Annotated in this window: 23 protein-coding genes and 1 tRNA gene; 12 read left to right on the top strand and 12 right to left on the bottom strand. The window is 67.5% G+C overall.

Annotated features, from left to right (window positions below; genetic code table 11):
• Positions 1-3 precede the first annotated feature (3 nt).
• A complete protein-coding gene (locus LBN7_RS06070) occupies positions 4-1,206 on the top strand; it encodes a D-arabinono-1,4-lactone oxidase (protein ID WP_407361245.1) in 1,203 nt (400 codons plus the stop codon).
• Here the strand turns inward: LBN7_RS06070 and LBN7_RS06065 are convergent.
• Positions 1,203-2,225 (bottom strand): LacI family DNA-binding transcriptional regulator, encoded by a 1,023-nt coding sequence (locus LBN7_RS06065; RefSeq protein WP_407361244.1) that lies wholly within the window; start codon positions 2,223-2,225, stop codon positions 1,203-1,205. The genes LBN7_RS06070 and LBN7_RS06065 overlap by 4 nt on opposite strands.
• Positions 2,226-2,383: 158 nt before the next feature.
• Between LBN7_RS06065 and LBN7_RS06060 the strand changes: the two genes are divergently transcribed.
• From LBN7_RS06060 to LBN7_RS06035, 6 genes are read left to right on the top strand one after another with little or no spacing between them, the layout of a single operon-like run.
• A complete protein-coding gene (locus LBN7_RS06060) occupies positions 2,384-3,577 on the top strand; it encodes a Gfo/Idh/MocA family protein (RefSeq protein WP_407361243.1) in 1,194 nt (397 codons plus the stop codon).
• A 34-nt stretch (positions 3,578-3,611) separates the two neighbouring features.
• On the top strand, positions 3,612-4,829 hold the full coding sequence (locus tag LBN7_RS06055; protein WP_407361242.1) for an extracellular solute-binding protein: 1,218 nt from the start codon (positions 3,612-3,614) through the stop codon (positions 4,827-4,829).
• A gap of 59 nt (positions 4,830-4,888) precedes the next feature.
• Positions 4,889-5,845: a carbohydrate ABC transporter permease gene (locus tag LBN7_RS06050; protein WP_407361241.1), complete on the top strand. Its 957-nt coding sequence runs from the start codon at positions 4,889-4,891 to the stop codon at positions 5,843-5,845.
• Positions 5,846-5,857: 12 nt separating this feature from the next.
• On the top strand, positions 5,858-6,718 hold the full coding sequence (locus LBN7_RS06045) for a carbohydrate ABC transporter permease (RefSeq protein ID WP_116634255.1): 861 nt from the start codon (positions 5,858-5,860) through the stop codon (positions 6,716-6,718).
• A 59-nt stretch (positions 6,719-6,777) separates the two neighbouring features.
• On the top strand, positions 6,778-7,566 hold the full coding sequence (locus tag LBN7_RS06040) for a ThuA domain-containing protein (RefSeq protein ID WP_407361240.1): 789 nt from the start codon (positions 6,778-6,780) through the stop codon (positions 7,564-7,566).
• A complete protein-coding gene (locus tag LBN7_RS06035; protein ID WP_407361239.1) occupies positions 7,563-8,642 on the top strand; it encodes a Gfo/Idh/MocA family protein in 1,080 nt (359 codons plus the stop codon). Before LBN7_RS06040 ends, LBN7_RS06035 begins: the two co-directional genes overlap by 4 nt.
• Positions 8,643-8,760: 118 nt before the next feature.
• Here LBN7_RS06035 and LBN7_RS06030 read toward each other — a convergent pair whose 3' ends face one another.
• The 6 genes from LBN7_RS06030 to LBN7_RS06005 are packed head-to-tail and all read right to left on the bottom strand — an operon-like array spanning position 8,761 to position 14,769.
• Entirely contained in the window at positions 8,761-9,633 is an 873-nt protein-coding gene (locus tag LBN7_RS06030) for a phosphogluconate dehydrogenase C-terminal domain-containing protein (protein WP_407361238.1), read from the bottom strand.
• On the bottom strand, positions 9,630-10,424 hold the full coding sequence (locus tag LBN7_RS06025) for a sugar phosphate isomerase/epimerase family protein (protein ID WP_407361237.1): 795 nt from the start codon (positions 10,422-10,424) through the stop codon (positions 9,630-9,632). Before LBN7_RS06025 ends, LBN7_RS06030 begins: the two co-directional genes overlap by 4 nt.
• Entirely contained in the window at positions 10,421-11,212 is a 792-nt protein-coding gene (locus tag LBN7_RS06020) for a triose-phosphate isomerase family protein (RefSeq protein WP_407361236.1), read from the bottom strand. The genes LBN7_RS06025 and LBN7_RS06020 overlap by 4 nt, the downstream gene beginning before the upstream one ends.
• Complete coding sequence (locus tag LBN7_RS06015; protein ID WP_407361235.1) at positions 11,212-11,682, bottom strand: ribose-5-phosphate isomerase; 471 nt, start codon at positions 11,680-11,682, stop codon at positions 11,212-11,214. The genes LBN7_RS06020 and LBN7_RS06015 overlap by 1 nt, the downstream gene beginning before the upstream one ends.
• Complete coding sequence (locus LBN7_RS06010; RefSeq protein ID WP_407361234.1) at positions 11,675-13,414, bottom strand: dihydroxyacetone kinase family protein; 1,740 nt, start codon at positions 13,412-13,414, stop codon at positions 11,675-11,677. The genes LBN7_RS06015 and LBN7_RS06010 overlap by 8 nt, the downstream gene beginning before the upstream one ends.
• Positions 13,411-14,769, bottom strand: a complete 1,359-nt coding sequence (locus LBN7_RS06005; protein ID WP_407361233.1) for an MFS transporter — start codon at positions 14,767-14,769, stop codon at positions 13,411-13,413. Before LBN7_RS06005 ends, LBN7_RS06010 begins: the two co-directional genes overlap by 4 nt.
• Before the next feature lie 122 nt (positions 14,770-14,891).
• Between LBN7_RS06005 and LBN7_RS06000 the strand changes: the two genes are divergently transcribed.
• Positions 14,892-15,620: a FadR/GntR family transcriptional regulator gene (locus LBN7_RS06000; protein WP_407361232.1), complete on the top strand. Its 729-nt coding sequence runs from the start codon at positions 14,892-14,894 to the stop codon at positions 15,618-15,620.
• Between the two features lie 86 nt (positions 15,621-15,706).
• Positions 15,707-15,795: transfer RNA gene (locus LBN7_RS05995), tRNA-Ser, on the top strand.
• Between the two features lie 22 nt (positions 15,796-15,817).
• On the opposite strand, the gene LBN7_RS05990 is transcribed toward LBN7_RS05995, so the two are convergent.
• Genes LBN7_RS05990 through LBN7_RS05980 form a run of 3 tightly spaced genes read right to left on the bottom strand, consistent with a single transcriptional unit; the run spans position 15,818 to position 17,851 of the window.
• The gene (locus tag LBN7_RS05990; RefSeq protein WP_341946405.1) at positions 15,818-16,969 is read right to left on the bottom strand and encodes a tyrosine-type recombinase/integrase; all 1,152 of its coding nucleotides are present in this window, start codon (positions 16,967-16,969) and stop codon (positions 15,818-15,820) included.
• Complete coding sequence (locus tag LBN7_RS05985) at positions 16,966-17,226, bottom strand: helix-turn-helix domain-containing protein (RefSeq protein WP_407361231.1); 261 nt, start codon at positions 17,224-17,226, stop codon at positions 16,966-16,968. The genes LBN7_RS05990 and LBN7_RS05985 overlap by 4 nt, the downstream gene beginning before the upstream one ends.
• Positions 17,216-17,851 (bottom strand): hypothetical protein, encoded by a 636-nt coding sequence (locus LBN7_RS05980; RefSeq protein ID WP_341946404.1) that lies wholly within the window; start codon positions 17,849-17,851, stop codon positions 17,216-17,218. The genes LBN7_RS05985 and LBN7_RS05980 overlap by 11 nt, the downstream gene beginning before the upstream one ends.
• Before the next feature lie 73 nt (positions 17,852-17,924).
• Here LBN7_RS05980 and LBN7_RS05975 point away from each other — a divergent pair, with 73 nt between their 5' ends.
• On the top strand, positions 17,925-18,179 hold the full coding sequence (locus LBN7_RS05975) for a glutaredoxin family protein (protein ID WP_341946403.1): 255 nt from the start codon (positions 17,925-17,927) through the stop codon (positions 18,177-18,179).
• 46 nt (positions 18,180-18,225) lie between these two features.
• Here LBN7_RS05975 and LBN7_RS05970 read toward each other — a convergent pair whose 3' ends face one another.
• Both LBN7_RS05970 and LBN7_RS05965 read right to left on the bottom strand, forming a co-directional pair.
• Positions 18,226-19,320: a zeta toxin family protein gene (locus LBN7_RS05970; RefSeq protein ID WP_341946402.1), complete on the bottom strand. Its 1,095-nt coding sequence runs from the start codon at positions 19,318-19,320 to the stop codon at positions 18,226-18,228.
• Between the two features lie 537 nt (positions 19,321-19,857).
• Positions 19,858-21,993: a hypothetical protein gene (locus LBN7_RS05965; RefSeq protein WP_341946401.1), complete on the bottom strand. Its 2,136-nt coding sequence runs from the start codon at positions 21,991-21,993 to the stop codon at positions 19,858-19,860.
• Positions 21,994-22,173: 180 nt separating this feature from the next.
• On the opposite strand from LBN7_RS05965, the gene LBN7_RS05960 reads away from it, so the two are divergent.
• Positions 22,174-25,203: an AAA family ATPase gene (locus LBN7_RS05960; protein WP_341946400.1), complete on the top strand. Its 3,030-nt coding sequence runs from the start codon at positions 22,174-22,176 to the stop codon at positions 25,201-25,203.
• Complete coding sequence (locus tag LBN7_RS05955) at positions 25,200-25,463, top strand: hypothetical protein (RefSeq protein WP_341946399.1); 264 nt, start codon at positions 25,200-25,202, stop codon at positions 25,461-25,463. The genes LBN7_RS05960 and LBN7_RS05955 overlap by 4 nt, the downstream gene beginning before the upstream one ends.

Raw genomic sequence — 25,463 nt, 5'->3', positions numbered from 1 at the left:
GTGATGGTCTCCTCCGAGAGCGAATTGCGTGCGGCGCTCGCAGGATCAGTCCCGGTGCACGCCCTCGGCACCCGGCACTCCTTCACGGATCTTCCCGACACGACCGGCGTTCTGATCGACATGGTGGGGTTCGATCGCCCCGCCGTCATCGACGCGTCCACCCGCACCGTGCGCATCACCGGCGGGACACGATACGGCGTGCTGGCCCGCCAGCTGCACGAGGCCGGCTGGGCGCTGCACAACACCGGCTCGCTGCCGCACATCAGCGTCGGGGGCGCGACCTCCACGGGAACCCACGGCTCCGGCGACCGCAACGGGGTGCTCTCCACCGCGATCGCCGGCGTGCGCTTCATGGATGCCGGGGGCGAGCTCCGCGACATCCGCCGGGGCGAGCCGGACTTTCCCGCGGTCGCCGTCGGAGTGGGGGCATTCGGCATCCTCACCGAGCTGACGCTCGACATCCAGGCCACGTACGACGTGCGGCAGAGCCTCTACACCGGCGTCACCTGGGACGCCCTCCTCGGCGACCTCGATGCCATCACGGCGGCCGGCGACAGCGTGTCGGTGTTCACCCGATGGGGCGACGAGCTCGGGTGGGTGTGGGTCAAACGGCGAGTGGAGGATGCCACGGATGCGGTCGCCGGTCGGCTCCTCGACGGACGGCTCTCAGACGGCGGACTGTCGGCGCTCGGGATGGGCGACAACGTCACCGAGCTCGGTACGCCCGGTCCCTGGTATCAGCGACTCCCGCATTTCCGTGCTGACGCCGAACCTTCTCGTGGCGACGAGAGGCAGTCCGAGTACTTCATCGATCGCGCGCACGCCGGGGACGCGCTCCGAGCACTGCGCGAGGTCGCAGCGGCCTTCACGGAGCACCTGATCTGGACGGAGCTCCGCACGGCGGCGGCTGACGACCTGTGGCTCAGCGGCGCCTACCGAAGGGAGACCTTCATCATCCACTTCACGTGGGAGAACCGGTCCGCCGAGGTCGCCGCGGCGCTTCGACTCATCGAAAGGACGCTCGCCCCGTTCGAAGCACGCCCGCACTGGGGCAAGAATCATCTGTTCGAGCGCGAGTGCATCGAGCGGGTCGTGCCGCGCCTCGCCGACGCCCGCGCCGTGTTCGAGCGCCTCGACCCGACGGGCCGCTTCGTCAACGAGCACCTCGTGCGTGTCGGGCTCCGAGAGGCGCACCACCTCGACTAGGTCCGAGGCGGCGCTGCCGCGACGGAGTCGCCCGGCACCATCTCGCAGGGGATGAGCACCGCGGGCAGCTCCGCGTCGGGATTCTCGATGCGGTCGATGATGGTGTCGACCCCGAGGCGTCCCAGCTCGTCGGCCGGTGAGCGCAGGAACGTCAGGGTGGGATCGACCATGTTCGCCATGTGGGCCGAGGAGCCCAGCGAGATGATGGAGAGGTCATCGGGCACGCGCACCCCGGCCTCCCGCAGGCCGATCACGATGCCCGGTGCCGCGTGCTCGTTCAACAGCAGCAGGGCCGTCGCATCGGGGAGCTCGTCGCGGAACGCGCGCCCGAACGCCCTGCCCTCGCGCGAGTCCTCCAGGCAGTACCGCACGGTGCCCGTCAGTCCGGCGCTCTCCATGTCGGCGAGGAAGGCGGCGCGCGAGCGCTCGGCGGGGCCGTGCTCCTCGAAGCGGCCGGCGCGGGAGCCGCCCGTCACCAGGCAGAAGTCACGGTGTCCGAGAGCCGCGAGGGTCTCGACGGCCGTCGACACGGTGGCGCCGAAGTCGACGTCGACGTAGGCGAGCCCCTCCGGCTCGGCGGTGCGTCCGATGAGGGCGAACGGCGTGCGGCCCGCGATCAGCGCGGGCACGCGATGGTCGTTCAGCTGGACCTCCATCAGCAGCACGCCGTCGACGAGCCCGGTGTCGGCCAGTGCCATCGCCTCATCGGACTCGTTGCTGATCGGCCAGAGCACGAGCTGGTAGCCGCGCTCGCGCGCGCGGGCGGTGGCGCTCGTGAAGAAGCCTCCGACGGTGCCGCTGAGCGGACGCTGCAGTGCGGGGTACAGCATGCCGATGATCTTCGTGCGTCCCCGGGCCAGCGCGGCTCCGACCGGGTTGCGACGGTACCCGAGCTCCCGCATGGCCTGCTCGACGCGCGCGGTGGTGGCGGAGGAGATCGACTTGGTGCCGTTCACGACGAACGAGACCGTCGCCACCGAGACGTTCGCGCGGGCGGCGACGTCGTGCATGGTGACCATGAGCGTTCCTCTCGAGCGAGGCGACCCCGCGGGGATACGGGTGCGTCCATCATCGCGGATGAATATGTTGACAAGTCCAACATATGTCTGCATACTCGGACAACGGTGAGTTTAAACGCTTAACCGAAACTCTCGTGCGAAGACGAACAGGAGTGGTGATGACAGGGATGTCGGACGGCGACGAGCTCGGAGTCGGCCTCGTCGGCACGTCGTTCATGGGCCGCGTGCATGCACAGGCCTGGACCCTCGCACCCCGTGCCTTCGACCTCGCGCTCACCCCTCGCGTCGTCGCCGTGGCGGGCCAGGATCCGGAGCGGACGACCGCGTTCGCCGCGCGCAACGACATCGCCAGGGCGTCCACCGACTGGCGGCGGCTGCTCGACGACCCCCGCGTCGACGTCGTCGACATCTGCGTGCCCGGCGACCTGCATGCGGTCATCGCGGAGGAGGCGCTCGCCGCCGGCAAGCACGTGCTGTGCGAGAAGCCGCTGTCCAACTCGCTCGCCGAGGCCGAATCCATGGTCGCGGCCGCCCGGTCGGCGCGCGAGCGCGGGATCCAGTCGATGGTCGGCTACAGCTACCGCTTCGTGCCGGCGCTCGCGCACGCCAGAGCCCTGGTCGGAGCCGGGCGGCTCGGGACGATCCACCATGTCAGGGCCCAGTACCTGCAGGACTGGATCGTCGACGAGCACTTCCCGCTGGTCTGGCGTCTCGACCGCGAGCGGGCGGGCTCGGGTGCGCTCGGCGACATCGGAGCGCACATCGTCGACGCGGCCGTCTTCGTCACCGGCCAGCGGCTCACCGGGGTGAGCGCACTCACCGAGACGTTCGTGCGAGAGCGCCCGCTTCCGGCGGCGACGGGTGCGCTCGCCGCGACGGCCGGCACCGGATACGGCCGGGTCACCGTCGATGATGCCGCCGTGTTCATCGGGCGCACCGAGGGCGGCGCCCTCGCGACCTTCGAGGCGACCCGCTTCGCGGCGGGGCGCAAGAACGCGATGCGCCTCGAGGTCAACGGCTCGCTCGGCTCCGTCGCATTCGATTTCGAGAGCGCGGACGAGCTGTGGTTCCACGACCACACCGTCGATGCGTCGGAGGCGGGTTTCCGTCGGATCCACATGACGGAACCATCGCATCCGTACGCCGGCGCCTGGTGGCCGGCCGGTCACGGACTCGGCTACGACCACGCGTTCGTGCACGAGGTCGTCGACTTCGTCCGTGCGATCGCGGAAAGACGCACGCCGGAGCCCTCCTTCGAGGACGGCCTCTACGTGCAGCGCGTGCTCGACGCCGTCGAGCGCAGCGCGGCATCCGACGCCGGCTGGACGCCGGTCGACGCGGATCGACCCTGAATCACATCCTGCATCACCCACGAAGGAGTAGACGATGCGCACACGCAAGACACTGATCACGCTGGTGGCGGGAGCCGCCGTCCTGCCACTCGCCCTCGCCGGCTGCGGCGGGGGAGGGTCCGCATCGAGCGGCGACCCCGACACCCTCACCATCCTCGACTACTACAACAACGAGCCGGACAAGACCCTGGTCCAGGACCTGCTCGACCAGTGCGCCGCCGACGTCGACGTGACCATCGAGCGCGAGTCGGTCCCCGGCAAGGACCTCATCCAGAAGGTCCTGCAGCGGTCGTCCTCGAAGACCCTGCCCGACGTGCTCATGCTCGACAACCCCGACGTGCAGGAGATCGCCGCGACCGGCGGGCTCGCGCCGCTGAGCGACTTCGACGTCGACACCTCGGGTTTCGCGCAGGGGATCCTCGATGCCGCCACCTACGACGGCGAGGTCTACGGACTCGCGCCGGTGGTCAACACCCTCGGCCTCTTCTACAACGTCGACCTCTTCGAGCAGGCGGGCCTGGAGCCGCCGACGACCTGGGATGAGCTGAAGTCGACGGCCAAGGCCCTGACGAGCGGCGACCAGTACGGCATCGCGTTCTCGGCGATCGCGACCTACGAGGGCAGCTGGCAGTTCCTTCCCTTCATGTGGACCAACGGCGGAGACGAGACGGATCTGCAGAGCCCGGAGAACGCCGAGGCGCTGCAGCTCTGGGTCGACCTCGTCGGCAGCGGGTCCGCCTCCGAGAGCGTGATCAACTGGAGCCAGGGCGACGTGAAGGACCAGTTCGTGGCGGGCAAGGCCGCCATGATGGTGAACGGTCCCTGGAACATCCCGGCCCTCAACGAGACCGACGTGAAGTGGGCCTCGGTCCAGGTGCCGGTGAACAAGCCCGGCCAGACCCCCGTGGCGCCCCTCGGCGGGGAGGTGTGGACCGTGCCGCAGACCGGCGACAAGGCGAAGCAGGCCAAGGCGGCCGAGTTCGTCGAGTGCATGGCCGGCGACGACATCGAGCTCTCGGCGGCGGAGTCGCGGTTCACGGTCCCGACCCGGACCGACCTGATCCCGGAGTACGTCGAGAAGGTGCCCTCGATGGAGGCCTTCGCCGAGCAGGTCGTCAACGCGCGTTCCCGGACGGGACAGCTCGGCGAGGAATGGCCCGAGCAGGCCACGGTCATCTACAACGCGATCCAGCTCGCCCTCACCGGCAAGGCCACCCCGGACGAGGCCTTCGAGCAGGCGGCTCAGGGCTGACCCATCGAGGTCCGCAGGTGCCCCGCGGCCGACCGCGGGGCACCTCGAAGGGAATCGTGATGATGACGACAGCGACATCCGCAGCGCCGGTCTCGGCCGAGACATCCCCGCGGACGCCTCCGCAGCGCCCCCGCCGCCGCTTCCGGCGGGAGGGCCTGGTCAAGGCGATGTTCCTCGCCCCGGCCGCGCTCTACATCCTGCTCTTCTTCGGCTACCCGGTCGTGAAGAACCTGGTGATGAGCTTCCAGGAGTACACGACCAAGACGTTCTTCACGGGGGAGGCCCCCTGGGTGGGGCTCGCGAACTACCTGACCGTCGTGAACAGCGGTCTCTTCTGGCCCGCGATGCTCAACACGGCGCTCTTCACGGTCGGCTCGATCGCGGGGCAGTTCGTGATCGGGCTCGCGCTGGCGGTGTTCTTCCGCCGGAAGTTCCCGCTCAGCGGCTTCCTCCGGGCGATGCTCCTGCTGCCCTGGCTGCTCCCGCTCATCGTCGCGAGCGCGACCTGGCGGTCCATCCTCGATCAGGACAGCGGCATCCTCAACGAGTTCCTCACATCGGTGGGGCTCAGCGCCGTGCCGTGGCTGAACAGCCCGGATGTGGCGCTGATCGCGGTCATCCTCGTGAACATCTGGATCGGCATCCCGTTCAACGTGACGATCCTCTACGGCGGTCTCCAGGACATCCCGGAGGAGCTCTACGAGGCGGCATCCCTCGACGGCGCGACCGGCTGGAAGTCGTTCTGGCACATCACGCTGCCGAACCTCCGCCCCGTGATCAACGTGGTGCTCGTGCTCGGCGTGGTCTACACGCTCAAGGTGATCGACATCATCCTCGGGCTGACGAACGGCGGGCCCGCCAACGCGACGCAGACCATCGCCATCCGTTCGTATCAGTCGTCGTTCGTCGACTTCGAATTCGGCGTGGGCGCGGCGTTCAGCAACATCCTCATCCTCATCTCGCTGGTGTTCGCGATCTTCTACCTTCGCGGGAACCGCAAGCAGGTGGACGAGTAGGAAGGCAGAGCAATGACCACCATGGCCATCGTCACCGACGGCGCCGCGAACCGGCGGGCGACCCGGCGCTCCGGGCGCGACATCCTGTTCACCGCGCTCGGCGTCGCGTTCCTCGCGATCATGCTGTTCCCCGTCTACTGGATGTTCAACGCCTCGCTGCAGCCCTCGGGCAATACCCTCACCGCCTCGCTCCTGCCCCTGAACCCCAGCTTCGCGGGGTACGAGAAGGCGTTCGCCGACCAGGGGCCGAATCTCGTGACGAGCCTCATCATCTCGGTGGGGACGGTCGTGTTCAGCCTGGCGATCGCGGCGCCGGCCGCCTACGCGCTCGCGCAGTTCCGCTATCGCTGGATCAACGTCGCGCTGCTCGCCGTGCTGATCGCCCAGATGATCCCCGGGGTGGTGATCGCGAACGCCCTCTACGCCGCGTACAACGACATCGGCATGCTCAACTCGATCCCGGGCCTCATCCTCGCCGACGCGACCCATGCGATCCCGTTCTCGATCATGATCCTGCGGGCGTTCATGATGAGCGTGCCGCCCTCGATCATCGAAGCGGCCCGCGTCGACGGCGCCGGACACCTGCGGGCGTTCTGGTCGATCGTCCTCCCCGTCGCGAAGAACTCGCTCATCACCGCAGGCCTCTTCGCCTTCCTGTTCTCGTGGAGCGACTTCCTCTTCGCGCTGACCCTCACGACCACCGACGACATCACCCCGGTCACGCTCGGCATCTACCAGTACCTCGGCACGCAGGTCGCGAACTGGAGCGCGGTCATGGCGACCGCGGTGCTCTCCTCGATCCCGGCGATCGTGCTGCTCGTCATCGCGCAGCGGTACATCGCGGCGGGTGCCACCGGAGGAGCCGTGAAGTAGCCCCGATGACCGAGACCCCAGGCGATCCCCGCATCCCCAGAGCAGAAAGCAGGAACGAAATGAGCGGCACCACCACGCCCGAGTACCCCATCCGCGTCGTCGTCTGGGGGGAGAACCGGCACGAACAGGTCGAACAGAAGGTGCGCGAGATCTACCCGTCCGGCATGCACACGACCATCAAGGAGGGCATCGAGGAGAACCTCGGTGAGCGCGCCGTCGTCACGACGGTCACTCTCGACGATCCGGAGCACGGTCTGACCGAAGAGGTCCTCGCGGCCACGGACGTGCTCGTCTGGTGGGGGCACGCGGCGCACGGGGAGGTCTCGGATGAGGTCGTCGATCGCGTGCAGCGTCACGTGCTCGAGGGGATGGGGCTCCTCGTCCTGCACTCCGGGCACTGGTCGCGCATCTTCGGGCGACTCATGGGCACGACCTGCACCCTGCGCTGGCGGTCCAAGGACGACCGCGAGATCGTGTGGACGGTCGACCCGACGCATCCGATCGCGCGCGACATCCCGCATCCGTTCCTCATCCCGGCGCAGGAGATGTACGGGGAGTTCTTCGATGTGCCGGCACCGGATGAGCTCGTCTTCCTCTCGACGTTCTCGGGCGGAGAGGTGTTCCGCAGCGGCATGACCTATCGGCGCGGCTTCGGGAAGATCTTCTACTTCAGCCCCGGCGATCAGGACTACCCGGTCTATCACCAGGCCGAGGTGCGGAAGGTGATCGCGAACGGTGTGGAGTGGGCCAAGACGCTGCGTCCGAACCGCGAGATCCCCGTGCTTCTGCGCTACGAGACCGAGGACTTCTACAACGGGCGCGGGTACGAGGGGGCGATGGAGCGATGACGGGCCCGCTGCGCCTGGTGCAGGTCGGCGCCGGCGGCATGGGGCGCGCGTGGCTGCGCACGATCGCCGAGAGCCCGGAGGTCGAGCTGGCGGGGCTCGTCGACCTCGACCTCGACGTCGCCCGCGCCGCGTTGGCGGATGCCGGACTGCACGGTGTCGAGGTGGGCAGGAGCACGGCGGAGGTCGCGGATGCGGTCGGGGCAGATGCCGTCGTGAACGTCACGGTGCCCGAGGCGCACCTCATCGTGAACGAGGAGGCGCTCGGTGCGGGCTACCCCGTGCTCTGCGAGAAGCCGGCGGCGCCGACCGTCGCGGCGGCGATGGTCCAGGCGGGGATGGCCGCACTGTCGGGCCGACTGCTCATGATCAGCCAGTCTCGGCGCTACTTCGCCGCCCTCAGGGAGCTGCGCCGGCAGGTCGAGGGGCTCGGCGCGATCGGCACGGTCACCACGGAGTTCTTCAAGGCCCCGCACTTCGGCGGCTTCCGCGAGGAGATGCCGCACGTGCTGCTGGTGGACATGGCGATCCACGCCTTCGACGCCGCGCGCTTCGTCATCGGCGCGGAACCCGTCTCGGTGTACTGCGAGGAGTACAACCCGACGTGGAGCTGGTACGCCGGTGCGGCGAACGCCGCCGCGGTGTTCGAGTTCGAGGGCGGCACGCGGTACGTGTACAACGGCAGCTGGTGCTCACCCGGGCAGGAGACGTCGTGGAACGGCTCGTGGCGGGTCAGTGCCGCGGAGGGCACGGCGACCTGGGACGGTGCGGGGCATCCGCTCGTGCAGCGATCGGATGCGGGCGAGCCGGTCACGGTCGCGGCGGCTCCGATCCGTGAGGAGATCTCCGGGTCGCTCGAGGCCTTCGTGCACGCGCTCCGCACCGGAGCCGAGCCGGAGAACGGCATCCGAGAGAACCTCCGGAGCCTGGCGATGGTCGAGGCGGCCGTCGCGTCGGCGGAGACCGGCGCCAGGGTGCGGATCGACGACGTCCTGGAGCGGGCGCGGGAGACCGCGATCGCGCAGACCCGCCGAGAGGACGTGCGGGAGTGGCTCCGGGGGGCGCCGGTCGCGCCCTGAGGAGCGCGAGGCGCAGCGTGGATCAGAAGTGCCGCCAGCGGCCCCGTCGCAGATGCGTTCTCGATCCAGCCCGAGAGGGGGAAGGGGGACCGCCGGGACAGCGATCCCCCTTCCGGCGTCAGCGCTCGATCTTGTCGAGGTGGAGCATCCGCGCGAGGTTCTTGTCGAGCTCGTCGTCGCGGAAGATCTTCTTCCAGTCGTCCTTGATGATGCTCTCGCGGCCGTAGTCCATCGCGATCAGGCACGCGTCGGAGAACGGGTTGTCGCCGCGCAGACCGTTGGCGAGAGCCACCTGTGTGTGGCCGTAGAGGATGCTGCGGGCAGCGGCCTCCGGAACGCCCATGGTGTTGACGGTCTCCTGCAGGGCCTCGTTGAGCAGGTCGCCGATCATGCAGGCGACGGTCTCGACGAGGGTGGGCTCGAGCTGGGCGAGCTGCTTGATCGTGACCCAGTGCACGTCGATGACGGGAGCGTAGATCGCGCGGACGGTCGCCTCGACGATCGCCTTCTTCGCCTCGTCGTCGCTCTCGATCGCGGCGATCGCGTCCTGCGGGGCGGCGATGCCGCCGAACGTGTCGGCCCACTGCTCCGGGGTCTCGCGCTGCAGGAAGATCGACGGGTGGCACGGGTGCGCCACGGCCTGGATCACGTCGTCGCGCGTGGTGAGCAGACCGGCGTAGGCGGCGGCGGGGTCGAGCGTCAGCAGGACCGCACCCGAGCGCAGCTGGGGGACGAGATCCGCAGTCACCCGGCCGAGGGCCAGGTCGGGAACGGCGAGCACCACGATGTCGGCGTCGGCGACGGCCGTGGAGGCGTCGGTGAGCTCGCGCCCGGCGTCGACCGTGCGCTGCTGGCCGGCGGGGGAGTTCTCCACGTACCAGACGGTGTGGTCGGTCTTCGCGAGGTTGTTGGACACGCGCATGCCCATCTTGCCGCCGGCGCCGATGACGGCGATCTTGTAGGTGGCGGTGCTCGTCGACGTGTCGGTCATGATGTGCTCCTCAGTTCTTCCAGGGTGAGGCGGGTCCATTCCCGCTCGGTTCGGATGGTGGTCTCGGCGTCGTCCTGCCAGGGCAGCCAGTGCTCGACGATCTCGTTGATGCCGCGCTCGCGCGGCCGGACCGTGGCGAGCAGATGGGCGTAGTCGTGCAGACCGGTTCCCATCGCGCAGCCGGAGTATGTGAAGCCGACCCAGCCCGGCTGGCGGGCGAAGGCGAAGTCCTTCACGTGGATGTTCCTGGTGAGGGCCGCGGTCTGCTCGACGCAGGTCCGCGGGCTCTCCAGCTGGGCGACGACATTGGCCGGGTCGAGGCAGACGCCGAGGTTCGGGCTGCCGACGCGCTCGATGATCCCGAGGAGGTCGGCGGTGGGCACCTGTTCGTACGTCTCGAGGGCGAGGGTCACTCCGGCGGCCTCGTAGGAGCGGATGCTGTCGCGAAGCCAGGACTCCGCCTCGTCGTCCGAGGGGCGCGAATCCGGTCCGTAGAGCATGCTGCGTACGAGCCGGGCGTCGAAGATCGCGGCGAGCTCGAGGAAGCGGTCGAGGTGCGCGGGGACGATGCCCTTCGTGCCGAGCTCGATCGTGAGGCCGAGGTCACGGGCGGCCGCGGCGGCGTCTCGCACCTCGTCGTCGCTCATCTGCTCGAGCGGGGCGTAGTCGCAGATCTGGAAGAGGTCGACGCCCTGGGCGCGGGTGTCCTCGAACGCGCCGACCAGGGTCAGCGGCTCGGGCGCGCGCTCGGAGTGCTGCCAGAAATAGGCGTAGGTGCCGAGGCCGATCACGCCGCACCTCCCGTGGGTCCCTGAGCCTGTCGAAGGGCCGCCAACTCCGCCGCCTCATCGAGCACGGCGACGAGGGCGTCGGGATCGTGGGCGAACCGGCCGAGGAAGACACCGTCGACGTCGTCGCCGAGCGCGGTGAGAAGGCCGGGGCCGGCCGCTCCGCCGTAGATGACGGTGGAGTCCGCGCGATCGGCATCGCCATCGAGCGCGGCGCGCAGGGCGGCCGCGACGACACGGATGTGGGAGTGCGGAGCCGGCTCGGGCGCGCCGATCGCCCAGACGGGCTCGTACGCGACGATCACGGCGCCGGCGGGGGCATCGGCGAGGGCGGCACGCAGCTGGGCGACGGCGACCTCGGCGGCATCCGACGGGGCCTGGAGTTCGGTCTCGCCGATGCACAGGAGTGGGGTGAGGCCTGCGCGCAGGGCGGCGGCGGTCTTCTGCGCCACGATCTCGTCGGTCTCGGCGAACAGCCGGCGGCGCTCGGCGTGCCCGATCTCGGCGATCGTCGCGCCGACCTCGGCGAGCTCGGACGCCGCCACCTCTCCGGTGTAGGCGCCCCCGTCTGCCGCGGCGACGTCCTGTCCGCCGATCCGCACCGGGGTTCCGTCGAAGGCGGCGATCGCCGGGAGCACCTGGAGGAACGTCGGCGTGATGAAGAGCTCGACCGCGCCCGATCGCACGGCCTCGTGCGCGCGGACTCGCGCGGCGACCGCGTCGAACCATGTCGCCGCCTGCTGATGACCGAAGTACATCTTCAGGCTCACGCCGACCGTCACCTTCGTCATCAGCAGGATCCGGTGGACTCGTATTCGCCGATGACCGCGACCTTCTCGGCCGAGGCGCTGCTCGGGTCGAAGCGGTACGTCAGCCACTCGCGCACGAGACGGCGGGCGAGCTCGATGCCGACGACGCGCTGACCCATCGTGAGGATCTGCGCGTCGTTGGAGAGCACGCCGCGCTCGACCGAGAAAGAGTCGTGGGCGGTGACGGCGCGGATGCCGGGGACCTTGTTGGCGGCGATCGCGACGCCGAGACCGGTGCCGCAGATCAGGAGGGCGCGGTCGGCCTCGCCCGCAGCGACGAGCTCGGCGGCGGCGATCGCGACGCGCGGATACGCGGTGTGCCCGTCGGCATGCACTCCCACGTCGACGACGCTCGCGACGATGCCGTTCTCCTCGAGGTCCTTCTTGAGGATCTCCTTGTAGTCGAAACCGGCGTCGTCGCTGCCGATCACGAGGCGGAGGGTGTCAGTCATTGCGGTTCCTTTCGAGGTCGGCGAACACGTCGCCGACGGCCGTCACGATCAGCGCGAGCGAGTGCGCGCCGGGGTCGGGGGTTCCCACGCTGTTCTGACCGTGGGTGCGGGCGCGGCCCATGCGGGGGAGCAGGTCGGCCGTGGCGGCGGCCGCGCGCGTGGCGGCATCCGCGGCGGTCCGCCACGCGTCGACGAAGGAGGCACCTCCGTCGGTCGCAGAGGTGAGGGTGCTGCTGAAGGGGACGAGGGCGTCGACCAGCGTCTTGTCGCCGACCTCCGCCTTGCCGTACTCCATCACTCCGCGGGCGCCCGCGGCGACGCCGGTCGCGACCGCGGCGGCATCCGGTCGTCCGGCATCGCCGAGGCGTGCCGCGATCGCGTTCAGGATGACGCCCCACAGTGCGCCGGAGGTGCCACCCGCCCGGTCGGCCCAGGCATCGGCGGCCTGCGAGAGCGTCGTCGCCGCACCCGCCCCCGCCCGAGCGGCAGCCGTGGCGGCGGCGAGGGCCGCGTGCGAGCCGCGCTGCATGCCGATGCCGTGGTCGCCGTCGCCGGCGATGGAGTCGATGCGGCCGAACTCCTCGACGTGCTCGTCGACCGTGTCCACGATGCGCTGCACGGCGGCCTGCACGACGGCGGCGACGGCCACGGACTTCTCGTCGCCGGGTTCGACGGCGACGACGGCGACGGCATCCGCTTCGACGATCTCAGCGCGCGCGGCGGCGATCACCGACCCCCGGCGATAGGCGGGGGTGTCGACGGGGGTGTCCCAGAGCTGCTCGAGCTCGTCGTCCAGCCAGAACAGGGTGAGCGAGGTGCCGGCCATGTCGAAGCTCGTGCAGTACTCGCCGACGTGCGGGTCGACCAGCACGAGACCGGCATCCGCGAGCAGCTGCGCGATGCGCCGGTAGACGACGAACATCTCCTCGTACTTGAGCGAACCCAGGCCGTTGAGGATCGGGACGACGCGCGCGCCGGAGGTCTCGACACCCGCGGGAACCTCGTCGAGCAGTCGGCTGACGAGGAGCTCGGCCAGGCCGTCGGCCGACGGGATGTCGGTCTCCTCGATGCCGGGCTCGCCGTGGATGCCGAGGCCGATCGCCATCCGCCCGGCGGGGACCGTGAACAGCGGCTCGGGGGCACCGGGGAGCGTGCATCCGGAGAAGGCGACGCCGAAGGAGCGCGTGCGCTCGTTCGCGAGCGTCGCGACGCGGGTGACGCCGGCGAGGTCGTAGCCCGCCTCGGCGGCGGCGGCCGCGGTGCGGAACACCGTCAGGTCGCCGGCGATGCCACGGCGCTTATGCTTCTCGTCGACCGAGGCGCTGAAGATGTCATCCGTGACGGTGACCGTCTCGCAGGCGATCCCCTCGGCGCGGAGCTTCTCCTGTGCGGCGTCGAAGTTCAGCACGTCGCCGGCGTAGTTGCCGTAGCTGAGGAAGACTCCCGCACCGCGGTTCGCGGCCTTCGCCACCGTGTGCACCTGCTGGGTGGAGGGCGACGCGAACAGGTTGCCCATCACGGCGCCGTGGGCGAGACCCTGGCCGACGAGTCCGCCGAAGGCAGGGTAGTGGCCGGAGCCGCCGCCGATCACGACGGCGACCTGGCCCTCGGGGACGACCGTGCTGCGTACGACTCCGCCGGGGACCCCGCGCACCGAGCGCTCGTTCGCGGCGATGAAGCCCGCGATCATCTCGTCCGCGAAGTCGGCGGGGTCGTTCCAGAGCCTGGTCATCGCGTCTCCTCCACGGCGGGTGTGGGGGCGGTGGCGCCGGGGAGCACGCGGCTCCGACGGGCGAGGATCACCATCAGCACGGCCGAGAGCAGCATGAACCCGCCGACGATGAACATCGGCACCTGGTAGCCGCCGGTCCAGTCGTGCACGGCGCCGGTGATGTACGGGGCGCTGAAGCCGGCGAGGTTGCCGATCGTGTTGATCAGCGCCACGCCTGCGGCCGCCGCGACGCCGGTGAGGAACTGCGTCGGGAGCGTCCAGAAGTTCGGCAGGGCCGCGAAGATCGCGCAGGCGGTGACCGTGATGACCGCGATGGTCGCCACGGGGGATCCGGTGAACAGCGCCAGCGGGATGGAGACCGCACCGGCGACCGCGGGGATCGCGATGTGCCAGGTCTTCAGGCCGCGCTTGCCGGCGTCACGCGACCAGAAGTACATCACGATGGCGGCGGGGAGGTACGGGATCGCGGTGATGAGGCCCTTCTGCAGCACGTCGAACGTGCCGCCGGTCGCCGTCTGGAAGCCCTCGATGATCGTGGGCAGGAAGAACGCCAGCGCGTAGAGGCCGTAGATGAAGCCGAAGTAGATGAACGACAGCATCCAGACGCGTCCGCTGGAGAAGGCGAAGCGCACGGAGACGTGCTTCTGGCTCGCGGCGGTCGTCTTGCGCTCGGCCTCGAGGGCCGAGGTGAGCCAGGTCTGCTCCTCGAGGGTGAGCCACTTCGCGTCGGAGGGCTTGTCCTTCAGGTAGAACCAGGCGATGACGCCGACGACGATCGCGGGGATCGCGACGCCCATGAACATGAAGCGCCAGCCCTCGAGGCCGAAGAAGACACCGTGCTGCTGGATGAGGGCTCCGGCGAGCGGGGCGCCGATGACGGTGGTCAGCGGCTGAGCCAGGTAGAAGAGCATGAGGATGCGACCGCGGTACTGCGACGGCACCCAGAGGCTGAGGAAGAGGATCGCGCCCGGGAAGAAGCCGGCCTCGGCGACGCCGAGGAGGAAGCGGAGCACGACGAGCTGCTCGAAGTTCTGCACCCAGGTGAAGAGGAGGGCGACGATGCCCCAGCTGACCATGATGCGGGCCAGCCAGCGGCGCGCCCCGAACTTGTGCAGAGCGAGGTTCGACGGCACCTCCAGCAGGATGTAGCCGATGAAGAAGACCCCCGAGGCGAAGCCGAACTGCGCGGCGCTCAGGGCGAGGTCGTCGTTCATCCCGTTGGGAGAGGCGAATCCGATCGCCGTCCGGTCGAGGTAGTTGATGAAGAACATCAGTGCCACGAACGGTACGAGGCGTATCGAGACCTTGCGGATCGCGGACTTCGCGACAGGCGTTTCGGTCTGGGTGGTGTCCACAGTGACTCCTGTATCGACGGTGATCGCGCAGGGTTTCGTCCGGTGCGCATCATCCATACTGCACAACCGGTTGACCAATTTCAAGTCGCTCGTGGTATTTCGGTGACGGTAGGTTGGCAACCATGCCCGCGTTTCCCGGTGAACCCATCGACGACATCGCCGCTGCGCTGACCGCGATCCCTTCGGGCACGCCGGTGTCGGAGGTGGCCCGTCGGCTGCTCGACCTCTTCACCGGCGGATCCATCGCCCCTGGCACGCGCCTGCCTCCGGAGCGCCAGCTGTCGGCATCGCTCGGCGTCGGTCGATCCGCCGTGCGCGAAGCGCTCGCCGCCTTGGAATTGCTGGGGATCGTCGATGTCCGCCCCGGCTCCGGCACCTACCTCCGGGGAGCGGCGAGCGAGCTGCTGCCGCAGACCCTGCGCTGGGGCCTGCTGATCGGCGAGCGCAACACCGCCCAGCTGCTGGAGTTGCGCGAGGGCCTCGAGATCTTCGTCGCGCGCCTGGCTGCGGCCCGAGCCGACGCCGCGATCATCGAGCGACTCGAGAAGAGCGTCGAGCGGATGCGGGCGAGCATCGACGACCTCGCCACCTTCGCCCGCGCCGACCTCGACTTCCACCACGCGCTCGCCGAGGCGGCGGGGAACGAGACGCTGACCGATCACGTGCACGTCGTGCGATCCCTGCTGCAGGTGTACGCCGACCGTGCGGTGCACGACCCCGCTCACGCCGAGCAGGCCGTCGCCGAGCACGGAGCCGTGCTGGATGCCGTCCGCGCCGGCGATCCGGATGCCGCGGCATCGGCCATGGCGATCCATATGTCGACCGCGACCACGCGTCTCCTCGACGCCTGACGACGGCGCTCATCCGCTCGGTTCGTACCTGCGCATCCGACCCGTTATGATGGCTAGGTGCATCCGTGCTTTCGGGTCGGATGCCTGGAGACGTCGCATAGTCCGGCCGAGTGCACCACCCTGCTAAGGTGGAGTCCCCTCACGGGGACCAGGGGTTCAAATCCCCTCGTCTCCGCAGTAGAAGTCCTGATCAGGGGCTAGATTCCGAACCCTGATCCATCGCGATTCGGGTGCATTGCTGGCGATTCTGAGCCGAATGTGTACGTGGAGTGTACGGGCCGAGGAGATTCGGTCTCGGCGGTGGCGAGTCGGCTAGCGAAATCTCGTCGCTGGCCCTCGCCGAGGACATGTGCGTACGTCGTCAAGACAGTGCGCGGATCATCGCCGAGGTACTCGGCGACTTCGTTGATGGGGGTGCCGAGGCGCAACCACGTCGACGCGGCGTAGTGACGGAGGGCATGGCGGCGGAAGCCGAGTGGGAACTTACGTGCGACCCCAACCTTAAGCTGGCCGCCGAATTGGTTCGTGAAGAGATAGTCGGTCCTTGCCTTTCCTGCCGCGTGGGCCTGGAAGATCTCGAGTCCGCGCGGTGACAGAGGGACTGATCGGGTTCCGCGCCAAGACTTCGGGGACTTCTCGTCGTACCTGTCGGAGTGCGATCGGGTCACGTCCAGCTGAGGAAGGCCGTGATCGCTGAGCCAGCTCACGCGGATCGCTCGTGCTTCTCCCCAGCGGACGCCCGTCAACGCCATGAACTCGAACACATCGGCGATGTCCGAGCGGCGTTCACGCAGTGCGTCGATTGCCGACTTGACTTGCTTCGGCGTCGGTATCTCGCTGAGGCTCAGTGACCGTTGAGCGGCCGTACCGAGCTCAGGGATCTTCTTCATCGATCGCACAGGGTGCGCTTGTCGAAGGAGATCTTGCTCTGCTGCGTAGGTGAACAGCGCACCGAATGTCGTTCTAGCTCGCGCGACGGTCGATGGCGCTTTGCCAGATCGAAGCTCGGAGATGAGGTGCTCACGGATCTCATCAGGCTGGATCGACGAGACGGGGCGCACGAGCAGACGCTTCGGCAGCGCCGCAAGGTTGTTGTTGTCGGTATCGATGGTGTGTGGGTTGCCCTTCGCACGCGCCTTCTTGAACATGGCGACGAGCTCGCTGAGTGTCACCGTCTTAGTGGACGGCAGGGGACGCCCGGTGGCCAGAAGGTGCTTCTGCTCGCGTTCCCAGGCCTCAGCATCGCTCTTTCGCCTGAAGGTCTTCGTGGCGACCTGAACTTCGCCGACTTTGACGCGTGCTAGATACCGTGGCTTGCCTGCTTTCGTTCGCCGCGTCTCGATGCTCATGGCGCGACTCCTGCGAGGCGCTCGACGTCAATGCGGCGGTAGATCCGCTTATGCTCTGTGATCTGAACCGGGGGAACCGGGGAGCAACCATGGACCGCGAGAGTTCGGAGCGTGGTCCGATGGATGCCTAGAAGTTGTGCCGCTTCCTCTTCGGAATAGAAGAGGGGAGGCAATGCAGAACGGCGTTCTGATCCAGCCTGCCCGAGGGTGTCGGTATCCGCTATGTCAACGAGGGATGTGCGCTGCCTATTGACCATCTGCCTGGCGGCCGACGTTGTATGTCATCCCGTCCAGGCGCCCGTTGTCGCGAGCCTTCTTGATCCAGTCCGAGGCAGTGCGGTGCGGGATGTCGAGCTCGAGCTGCACCGCGCGCACAGGCGGGATGCCGGCGAGGGCAGATGCGCCGTAGATGATCTCGATGACCTCCATGCGCTCGTCCTTCCCGCCGCGCTTCACCGCCGCTGCGGCCATCCATGGAGGGATGATCCTGCCCTCGCTCGAGGTGAGATCTGCGATCGAGGTCCAGCCCGTCTCGTCCTCGTCAGTGAGGCGGACGGCGATGCACTGGGGGACTGCTGCTTGCAGGATTGCCACGGATGCTGTGCGGCGCAGAGCCTGCTGATCGAAGTCGTCGCGGAACGCGCGGTTGGTGATCGCGGCGACGATGTAGCGTCCCTCGTCATGGCTGTAATGTGCCTCGATCGTGGTCTGCACCCCTGTGGCCTCGTCGCGGGTGGATGCGACGAACTTCGGAGCGATGCGCAGTGCGGACCCGACCGGCTGCGTAGCGGATCGCCACGTCATCATCGTGCCATCGAGATTCTTCACGTCGACCTTCACCCCCTCAGTTTGCCTTACCGCACTGGAGATTCGCAGAACCACTGAGACAAGTGTACGTCTAAGACATCTACATATGTCAATAACTGTTCCTGATGCGCAGATTGGAAGATGGATCATGATCGTGACGGTCTACTCGACATGGCCGTCGTGCCAACGGTGCCGACTCACCTGTCAACGGCTCGATGAGCTTGGCATCCGCTACGACCTTGTGGAGTTGCATGAGGCGCACAACGCGGTCGTGCGTGCGTTCCTCGTCGACGAGCTCGGTTACTGCGAAGCCCCTATCGTCGAGGCGGAGAACGGGCAGATCCGATGGGCGGGGTTCAGGGCGGACCTCATCGATGCTCTCGGACGACGACTGGGATTGTAGAAGCGTGCTGTCGGGATTGATTTCATCTCCGGTGGGCGGTGGGTACTCAGCGTTCGAGAGTCCCTGTCGATGGTGTCGGCTGCATCGACGGCGCCGCGGAGTCCGGGCCCGGTTGCCGATTGAACCCGCGGGTCAGCTCGGCAAGAGCTTCACGGTGCCGCCCCGCCTGGAGCCGTTGAACCTCCGACCCCGTCGGCACAGGAAGTTCGGGAACTACCCGGCGCAGCGCCATCTCGTGCAGGTCGATCAGTGCCTCGCGGATGGGCGTCGGCAGATGGCGCAGCGCCTGCGCGAATTCGGTAATCCGGCGCAGCTCTCCCAGCCACTGGGCGGACTCCAGAGTGGTCATCCGTTCAGCTTGGGCGAGTTCCCATGCTCGAGTCGCTCCCGCGAGCGCTTGACCGTTCGGTGAGCGCTGCTCGTTGAACGCAAAGCCTCCATCGCGTCCCAGCACCGACACGCGATGCACCGCCGGGTCGATCTCGGACGCTGCGATCAAGGCGCGGGTTCCCTCGAGGGTGGCTGCGTGCTCGCGGGGAGAGACGATGCGCGGGGCCTGAAGTTCCCGCATCTGCCTCAGTGCAGTGGAGGTGCTGGCGAGTAGGCTCTCGTCAGCGCGAGCGGCGACGGCTGCGACGTGCACGGTGTAGCCCGACTGCGCGAATCGGTGCGACACAGCCAACGCGGCATCCGGTGACGCGAAAGCACCTTCGAGCAACATCGAGTACCGATGCTCGCGACCGTGCCGCAGCGCGGCCTGCAGCCAGCGGGCTGCGGACTCTGGGAGCTCGCGCTGCCCGTCCGGGGATGACCGGAACGAGGCGTCGAGAAAGCGCGGATGGAACGCCTGCAGCTCTTCCGCCGAGAGCTGCACCGCACCGACATCATGCGCCTGCAAGAGCCGGGGGATCCAACGCCCTGCACCGGAACCGACCTGTCCGGCGAGCAGGATGAACGACGGCTCCGGTTGCTCCGCCTGGCCGGCGAAGAGCGTCTGCATGATCGCCGTGTCTAACGCGTCGCCTGTGAGTCCCGCCAGCGATGCCTTCATCGCTTCGGCGCGCAACCGGAGCTCGGCCTCGCGTTGCGCGTTGAACGTCGAGACCGGACCTGCTCGCCACGGTGAGGACTGCTTCGACACGATGACTCCTTCACTGCGAAGTTTAGTTTCTAGGTTATGGACGAACACGACAGCGAAGCGGAGTCGGGCGGTGTCGCGTCTGCTGCGTACGGGCTCACGCCTGTGCGAGCCGCTCGTTGAAAACGAGGGCACATCGCGGAGGGGGCAATCCCTGCGGGATTGACTTTCGGCTGCAGAGTGTACGGGCGCATTCCTCCTCGTCAAGGCACGCGAAAGCTTCTCGGCCGCGCTGCGCTTATTTCGGCCGAGAACCTTTCGCTCGCCGGCCTTGACGATTCCCCCTCCCCCCGTGATTCAGCAAGGGCCGAAAGGCACTCGAGCGAGGGACGCGACCACACGGCTCCGGTTCCTCGCCTGGTTCACCGAATCCAGACGCAGACAGAACAATGTCCGACATCACCACACAACGACCGGCCACATAGGTGGCGCTGGGACACCTGGGCCGGAGCAGACCGCATACTTCACGGTGCTGTAAAGCGAGGCGACCTGTACTGTCCGCCGCTCGTCGGACATGCTCACGCGGATTCGGCGCAGGGGTTATGCCCCGGAAAGGTCAACGATCAGACCGACACATGCGGATGCGAGACCGATGGCTTGAGCTGTCGCCGCCCACACAAGCTTCGAGAGCTTCGCCTCAGGAGATGAGCACCAACGGTAGAGGACCCATACCCCGCCGAAGAACGCTATTGCCATACCCACAACGATCCAAGTCCAGGCGTCGATCGCGATAGCAATCGCAATCGCTGTTAGCCCGGTCAATCCCATGGCAACCGACCAGAGGACGCGCTTCAGTTGATCGCGCTGCCAATTGACCCTGTCTTTCAGCGCTGAAATCTCTAGGTTCGACGACTCCACTTCAGCCCGCGCCGAGCGTGCTTCGTTCTCCCGGGCGCTCGCAAGCGATTGTGCGGTGACTCGGGATGCTTCTGCTGTTGCCAGGGCGGCGTTTGTGGTCTCGAGTTCAAGTCGCGTGATGCGTTCTTGTCGTTTGGTGCGAGCCTCGAGCACGTCCGCAGCGATCGCGTTCGCGCTTCGTTCGTTCTTGTCGGCATCCAGCGCGAGGTCTAGCGTCATCTGCGCGTAGCGGATGTCGGTCTCGGAACCACCACGTTGGGGAGAGAGACGTTCTGCGAGCTCGAGAGCAACTTCGCTTGGGAATCGTGAGGGGAGAAGCCACATCGCTTCCTCGACGAGTTGCGTCGCTGCCGCTTCGGCGAGCGAAACTACGTCTGCAGGGGGAACGGTTACCGATAGCAAGGTGCTCCATTGCGCCAAACTCAGACTGATGGCTACTTTGTCGGAGCGCTCGAGCGACGCGTATGGTGCGGACAAGTGGCGGTCCGGCGTAATGATCCATCCGCCAGGCCACCGATTTGCTGATCCTTGACGGCGTCGTCGGCGCCAGATGATTGCCATAGATTCCGCATCACGCTGGATGGCGTTGGTGGAGCGATGCGATCCTGCGAGCTCAATGTCGAGCGCCGCCCTGCAGCGGTCGACGTTAGCCCGATCGTTGTCGTTGAAGTGGTCGCGAACGGTCACGCCGAGCTCCTCGAGTCGCGACGAGACCGCCCGCGCGGCGCCGAGCATCTGATCTAGAGACCTGTATGTGCCATCGCGGAGGACTTCGATCGCGTAGGAGGCAAGCTGGTCCGCGGAAAGGCTCGCGTACCACTCCTCCTTTATGCCGCGTGCGTGCGCTTGTTGGAACTGCTGGCGGATCTGAGGCAGCTCGACATCCACCACCCGGATGAGTTCGTCGATCGAATGCTCGCACACGATCACGTCCCAGCCGGCGGAGACAGCGGCCTTGATCGTCAACGCAACTGTTCTGCTTACACGAGTAGGGCCGATCAGATCGAGGAGAACCGGCGTGTCGATAAGTGCGCGCTGCCCGGCGGGAGTGCCGAGTGCGTCGAGGACGGGCGCCGACTCCCGTCCAGCGACATAGGAGTGTAGAACACAGCCGGTGGTGATGTGCGACACCAACTCATCGCCGAAAGGATCCAGCGGATCGAGTGCGGCCAACGTGCATGCTTTCAAGAATTCTACGATGCTTGGGTCGGATTCGATCTCGTCAAGATGGGATAGAACCAGTCTTCGATCTACCTTGCGTGGAGAGAGACGGCGCCCGACGAGGTGATCGACCTTGCCCAAATAGGCATCCTGGGAGGCGGTGATCCCGGTGACCAGAGCACTGACGATTCGCTCCAACCAGAGTTCCGCCTGATGAGGCGTGATCGTCAGCCCGAGGTCCTTAAGAGCCCTGCCCTCAAGAGCGGTTCCGGTTCGCTTGCGTACCTTGCTCACCCAGTCGGCTTGCCGCTGAACATCATCGACACCCCGCGGAGTCAGCTGCCAGAGACGCGCTTCATCAGCGGTGATGACGGGGTGCGCAAGGCCGAGTTCTTCTCCCATCACAAGCGCCGATTCGACATCCTTGGCGTCCACTCGTGCTCCTGGCCAGACCCGGCTGACGAGGCCGTGAAGTTCCTCGACCGACTTGTCGCCGTCTCGAAGGGAATGGCAAGCCGCAGCGAGGATCAGGTCGAACTTTGTGGGCGATCGGTCCGCGCGTACGAGGCTGTGTACGGCGCCAACGAATGCGTATCCGCCGGCAAGGAGTTCGTCTCCGTTCGTCGCGGAGGTTTCTTCAGCGATGTCCCCAGGCATGTCTATTCTCTTCTCTCCCTCTCGCGCCCCAGACTATCGAGGTTCACGACCATGCCAGCGGACAACATGCGCGTGCGGACCTGCTGATCTGACCCGTCCCACATCACCCAGTTGAGATGCACGCAGGCACTTTCTGTGAATACTCTGGCGTGATAGGCAAAAAGGGAGTAGCCTGGCGACGTGCGAGGCGGTCTCGAGCGCTGGAAGCGTGGCGCGGGCTCCCAGGGGGTTCGCCAGGCGATGAGCTATGCGTTCCGTGGGACGTGTGATTCGCACCTGCGAGCATCCGGCGGGGATGCGCTTGCCCGGTACAGCGAGATCGGCGACGCGACGGTCGCACGGTTCACCGTCGCTGCCGGGGCGATCGACCGTGATGAGCTGGACGCGGAGCAGTTGGCCTTGTGGGTTGACGGGTGTGATCCGTTGACGGAGGAGCGACGTGGCCGGCTGTTGTCGTCACCGGATGCGGACCTGGTTCTGGACAGCATCCTGAATGCGGCGAAGTCGTTCAGCATCGCCGCGTTGCTGCATCCTGATCTTGCGACCGAGTACGAGGCGCTGCAGGACCGGTTGCGTGATCGCGTCCTTGTTCTTTGGCAGTCGGAGTTGAACGCCCGGCGCGGCGCCGGCGGTCGAGTGCGCGAATCACTGGCACGGATCGAGGTGGTCGAGTTGCAGCATCGGCGATCCCGGGCGTTGGATCCGCATGTGCATCGGCATCTGTGGTTGAGCGTCAAGGTGCAGGGCGGGGACGGGAAGTGGTCGAACGTCGATTCTCGGGTGGCGATGCGGATGCAGACTCTCGTGAATGCGGAGGGGGAGCTTGCCGCGCGCACGGATCCGCAGTGGCTGCGCGCGCTTGCGGCGCACGGGTACACGTTGGATGCGGATGGGGAGATCGCGGAGCTGAAGCATGTGGTGCGGCCTCTGTCGCGGCGGTCGAATCAGATCGAGGCGAACCGGGCGGTACTGCTCGCGAACTGGCAGGAAGGGCATCCTGGGCATCATCCGGACTTCGATGTGCGGCGGCAGATCGACCGTTACGCGTGGGCGCAGCATCGCCCCGACAAACCCGACGTGATCGATGAGCAGGAGTGGACAACGCTGATCTTGAGCGAGCTCGAGCATCTGGATCCGCGCCTCCTCGAGAGGCGACGGCCTCCACGGGCCCCTGCGCCCGGAGTGACGATCGTTGATCGGGACTTCCTGGCACGGTGCGCGGTCCGGGATGCGGATGAACGGTCGAGATCCAGCAATGGCCGCTTCAGCGTTCTGGATCTGCGCGCGGGGGCGGCGCGCGCGGTTGCCTCCGCGGAGCTGGTCGCTGATCGCGACGCGCTGCAGTCGCTGCTCGACGATGTCACTGCCCGGGCCTTGACCTACACGAGAGACCTCCTCCCTGAGAACCCGGACAGGCCGCAGCATGTGAAGGCTCTCGTCACGCGGGCATTCGCGCACCGTAAGACGGAGCTCGCCGCGCACCTCCTCGCGCTCGCGGAGCGTCCGCACTCTGGGCCCGAGACTTCCAAGGTGGGGGTCGGTGAGTTCGCCGCGGGGGAGTGGATGCTGGACGGGACGCAGCGGGCGGCAGCGGACGCGATCGCGAGTGGCGAGAGCTTGGTGACTGTCACGGGTCCGGCGGGTACCGGGAAGACGACGCTTCTGCGTCTCGCTCGCGCCGTCCTGGCCGTGCAGCATCGGGATCTGGTGGTGGTCGCGCCCACCCGTAAGGCGGCTGCGGTCGCAGGTCGAGAGGTGGGAGTGCCGAGCACGAGTATCCACGCGCTGCTGGCTGACTACGGATGGCGGTGGCGGACCGACGACGCGGGAGCGGAGATGTGGTGGCAACTGCGACCGGGAGCTGTCGACCCGGTCACCCACGTCCGTTACCTTGGCCCGCGCCTGTTGCAGGTGGATGGCTCGACGCGGATCGTGGTCGATGAGGCGGGGATGCTGAATCTGGACGCGGCGGACGCGCTGATCCAGCTCGCGCTTGAGACGGGCGCCGGGATTGCGATGATCGGGGATCCGTTGCAGGCGAGTCCCGTGGGCCATGCCGGTGCGATGGAACTCGCTGCGCACCGGGCCGGACGGGCGGTGGAACTCGCTGAGGTGCATCGGTTCGCTGACCCGGACTACGCCACCCTCACGCTGCGGCTGCGCGCCCCTGGCACGCTCGAACAGGCGCTCGCCGTTGCAGCGGACCTGCAGGACGGTGGTCACGTCCGCCGAGCTCACGACCGTCTCGATGCGCGTCAGGTGCTCGTCTCCGGATACTTTCACCACCATGGGAAGTCGCGGAGCGTGGCGATCGTGACGGGCAGCAACGAGGAAGCGCGGGAGATCAACGAGGCCATCCAAGATGAACGGCTCGCGCGCGGTGAGCTGACCCTGGAGCGGGTCGGCGTCGGAGCGGGGGAGCAGCGGCTGTTGGAAGGCGACATAGTGCAGACCCGTCGTAACGAACGTGCGACAGGGATCGAGAATCGCGCCCTGTGGACGGTCGCTCGCGTCGGCCCGTCCTCGATCGACCTGCAACGTCACGACGACGCCACCGACCGCCGGACGATTACCAGCGACTACGCGGCGGAGTACGTGCAACTCGCGTACGCGACCACCGTCCACGGCATCCAGGGCGAGACCACCGATGTCGCACTGGTCGGTCCGGACGTCACCGCGGCCGGCCGCTACGTCGGACTCACCCGCGGGCGCCACCTCAACGAAGCGGTCGTGATCGCCCGCACCGACAGCGACGCCCGCCAACGCCTCGCGGAAGAGATGATGCGAGGACTGCCCGAAACAGAACATGACGACGCCATCCACGGCGCCGCCCATGATCTCGCCCGTGCGGCCCGAGACCCCGCCGACGAAGAGCGTGCCGCCACGACGCAGCTCGCGAGCGCAGTCGGTGCGTGGCTGACTACGGCCCGCAATGTTCTGCGGCGGGCAGACGCCCTCTTCGCGAACACCAACGCCCGCGGCCACGCGCGAACCCGCCATCCCGATGCGCGACCGCTGCGCGACGAGCTGTCGGAGGAAGCCCGTGGGACATTGCGTTCGCGGATCCGTGCTGCGGAAGTGGCGGAAGCTGGCGCGTTCGAACGGTACATCCGCACCGCGGACAGCCCGCCCGTTGCTGATCGCGGCGACCGAGAACTTATGACGGCCGGCGTCAGAGCGCCGGAAGGAAGAGAAAGAGGAATCACATGAAACTGGAGGATGCGGATCTGCTCCTGCAGAAGGTGGGAACGATCGCGATCATGTACTACCCGGACATGCCGGCAGATTCACCCGAGTACCGTCTGAACGACGACATCGACTGGTGCCTCGAGGGCATCGACGGACACGTCACGACGGCGGAGCTGCGGGAGCTGGTCGGACGGACCATCGTCGACCCGACAGGGCACCGGGAAGCTCTCACCGAGCTGGTCTACGGACTGGTTCCCGAGGGCGCTGAGGCCGACGGATGA

This window comes from Microbacterium sp. LBN7 (genome assembly GCF_045690345.1).
GTDB lineage: Bacteria > Actinomycetota > Actinomycetes > Actinomycetales > Microbacteriaceae > Microbacterium.
The sequence above is the reverse complement of the archived record's forward strand: the minus strand, read 5'-3'. Positions and strand labels throughout refer to the sequence as shown.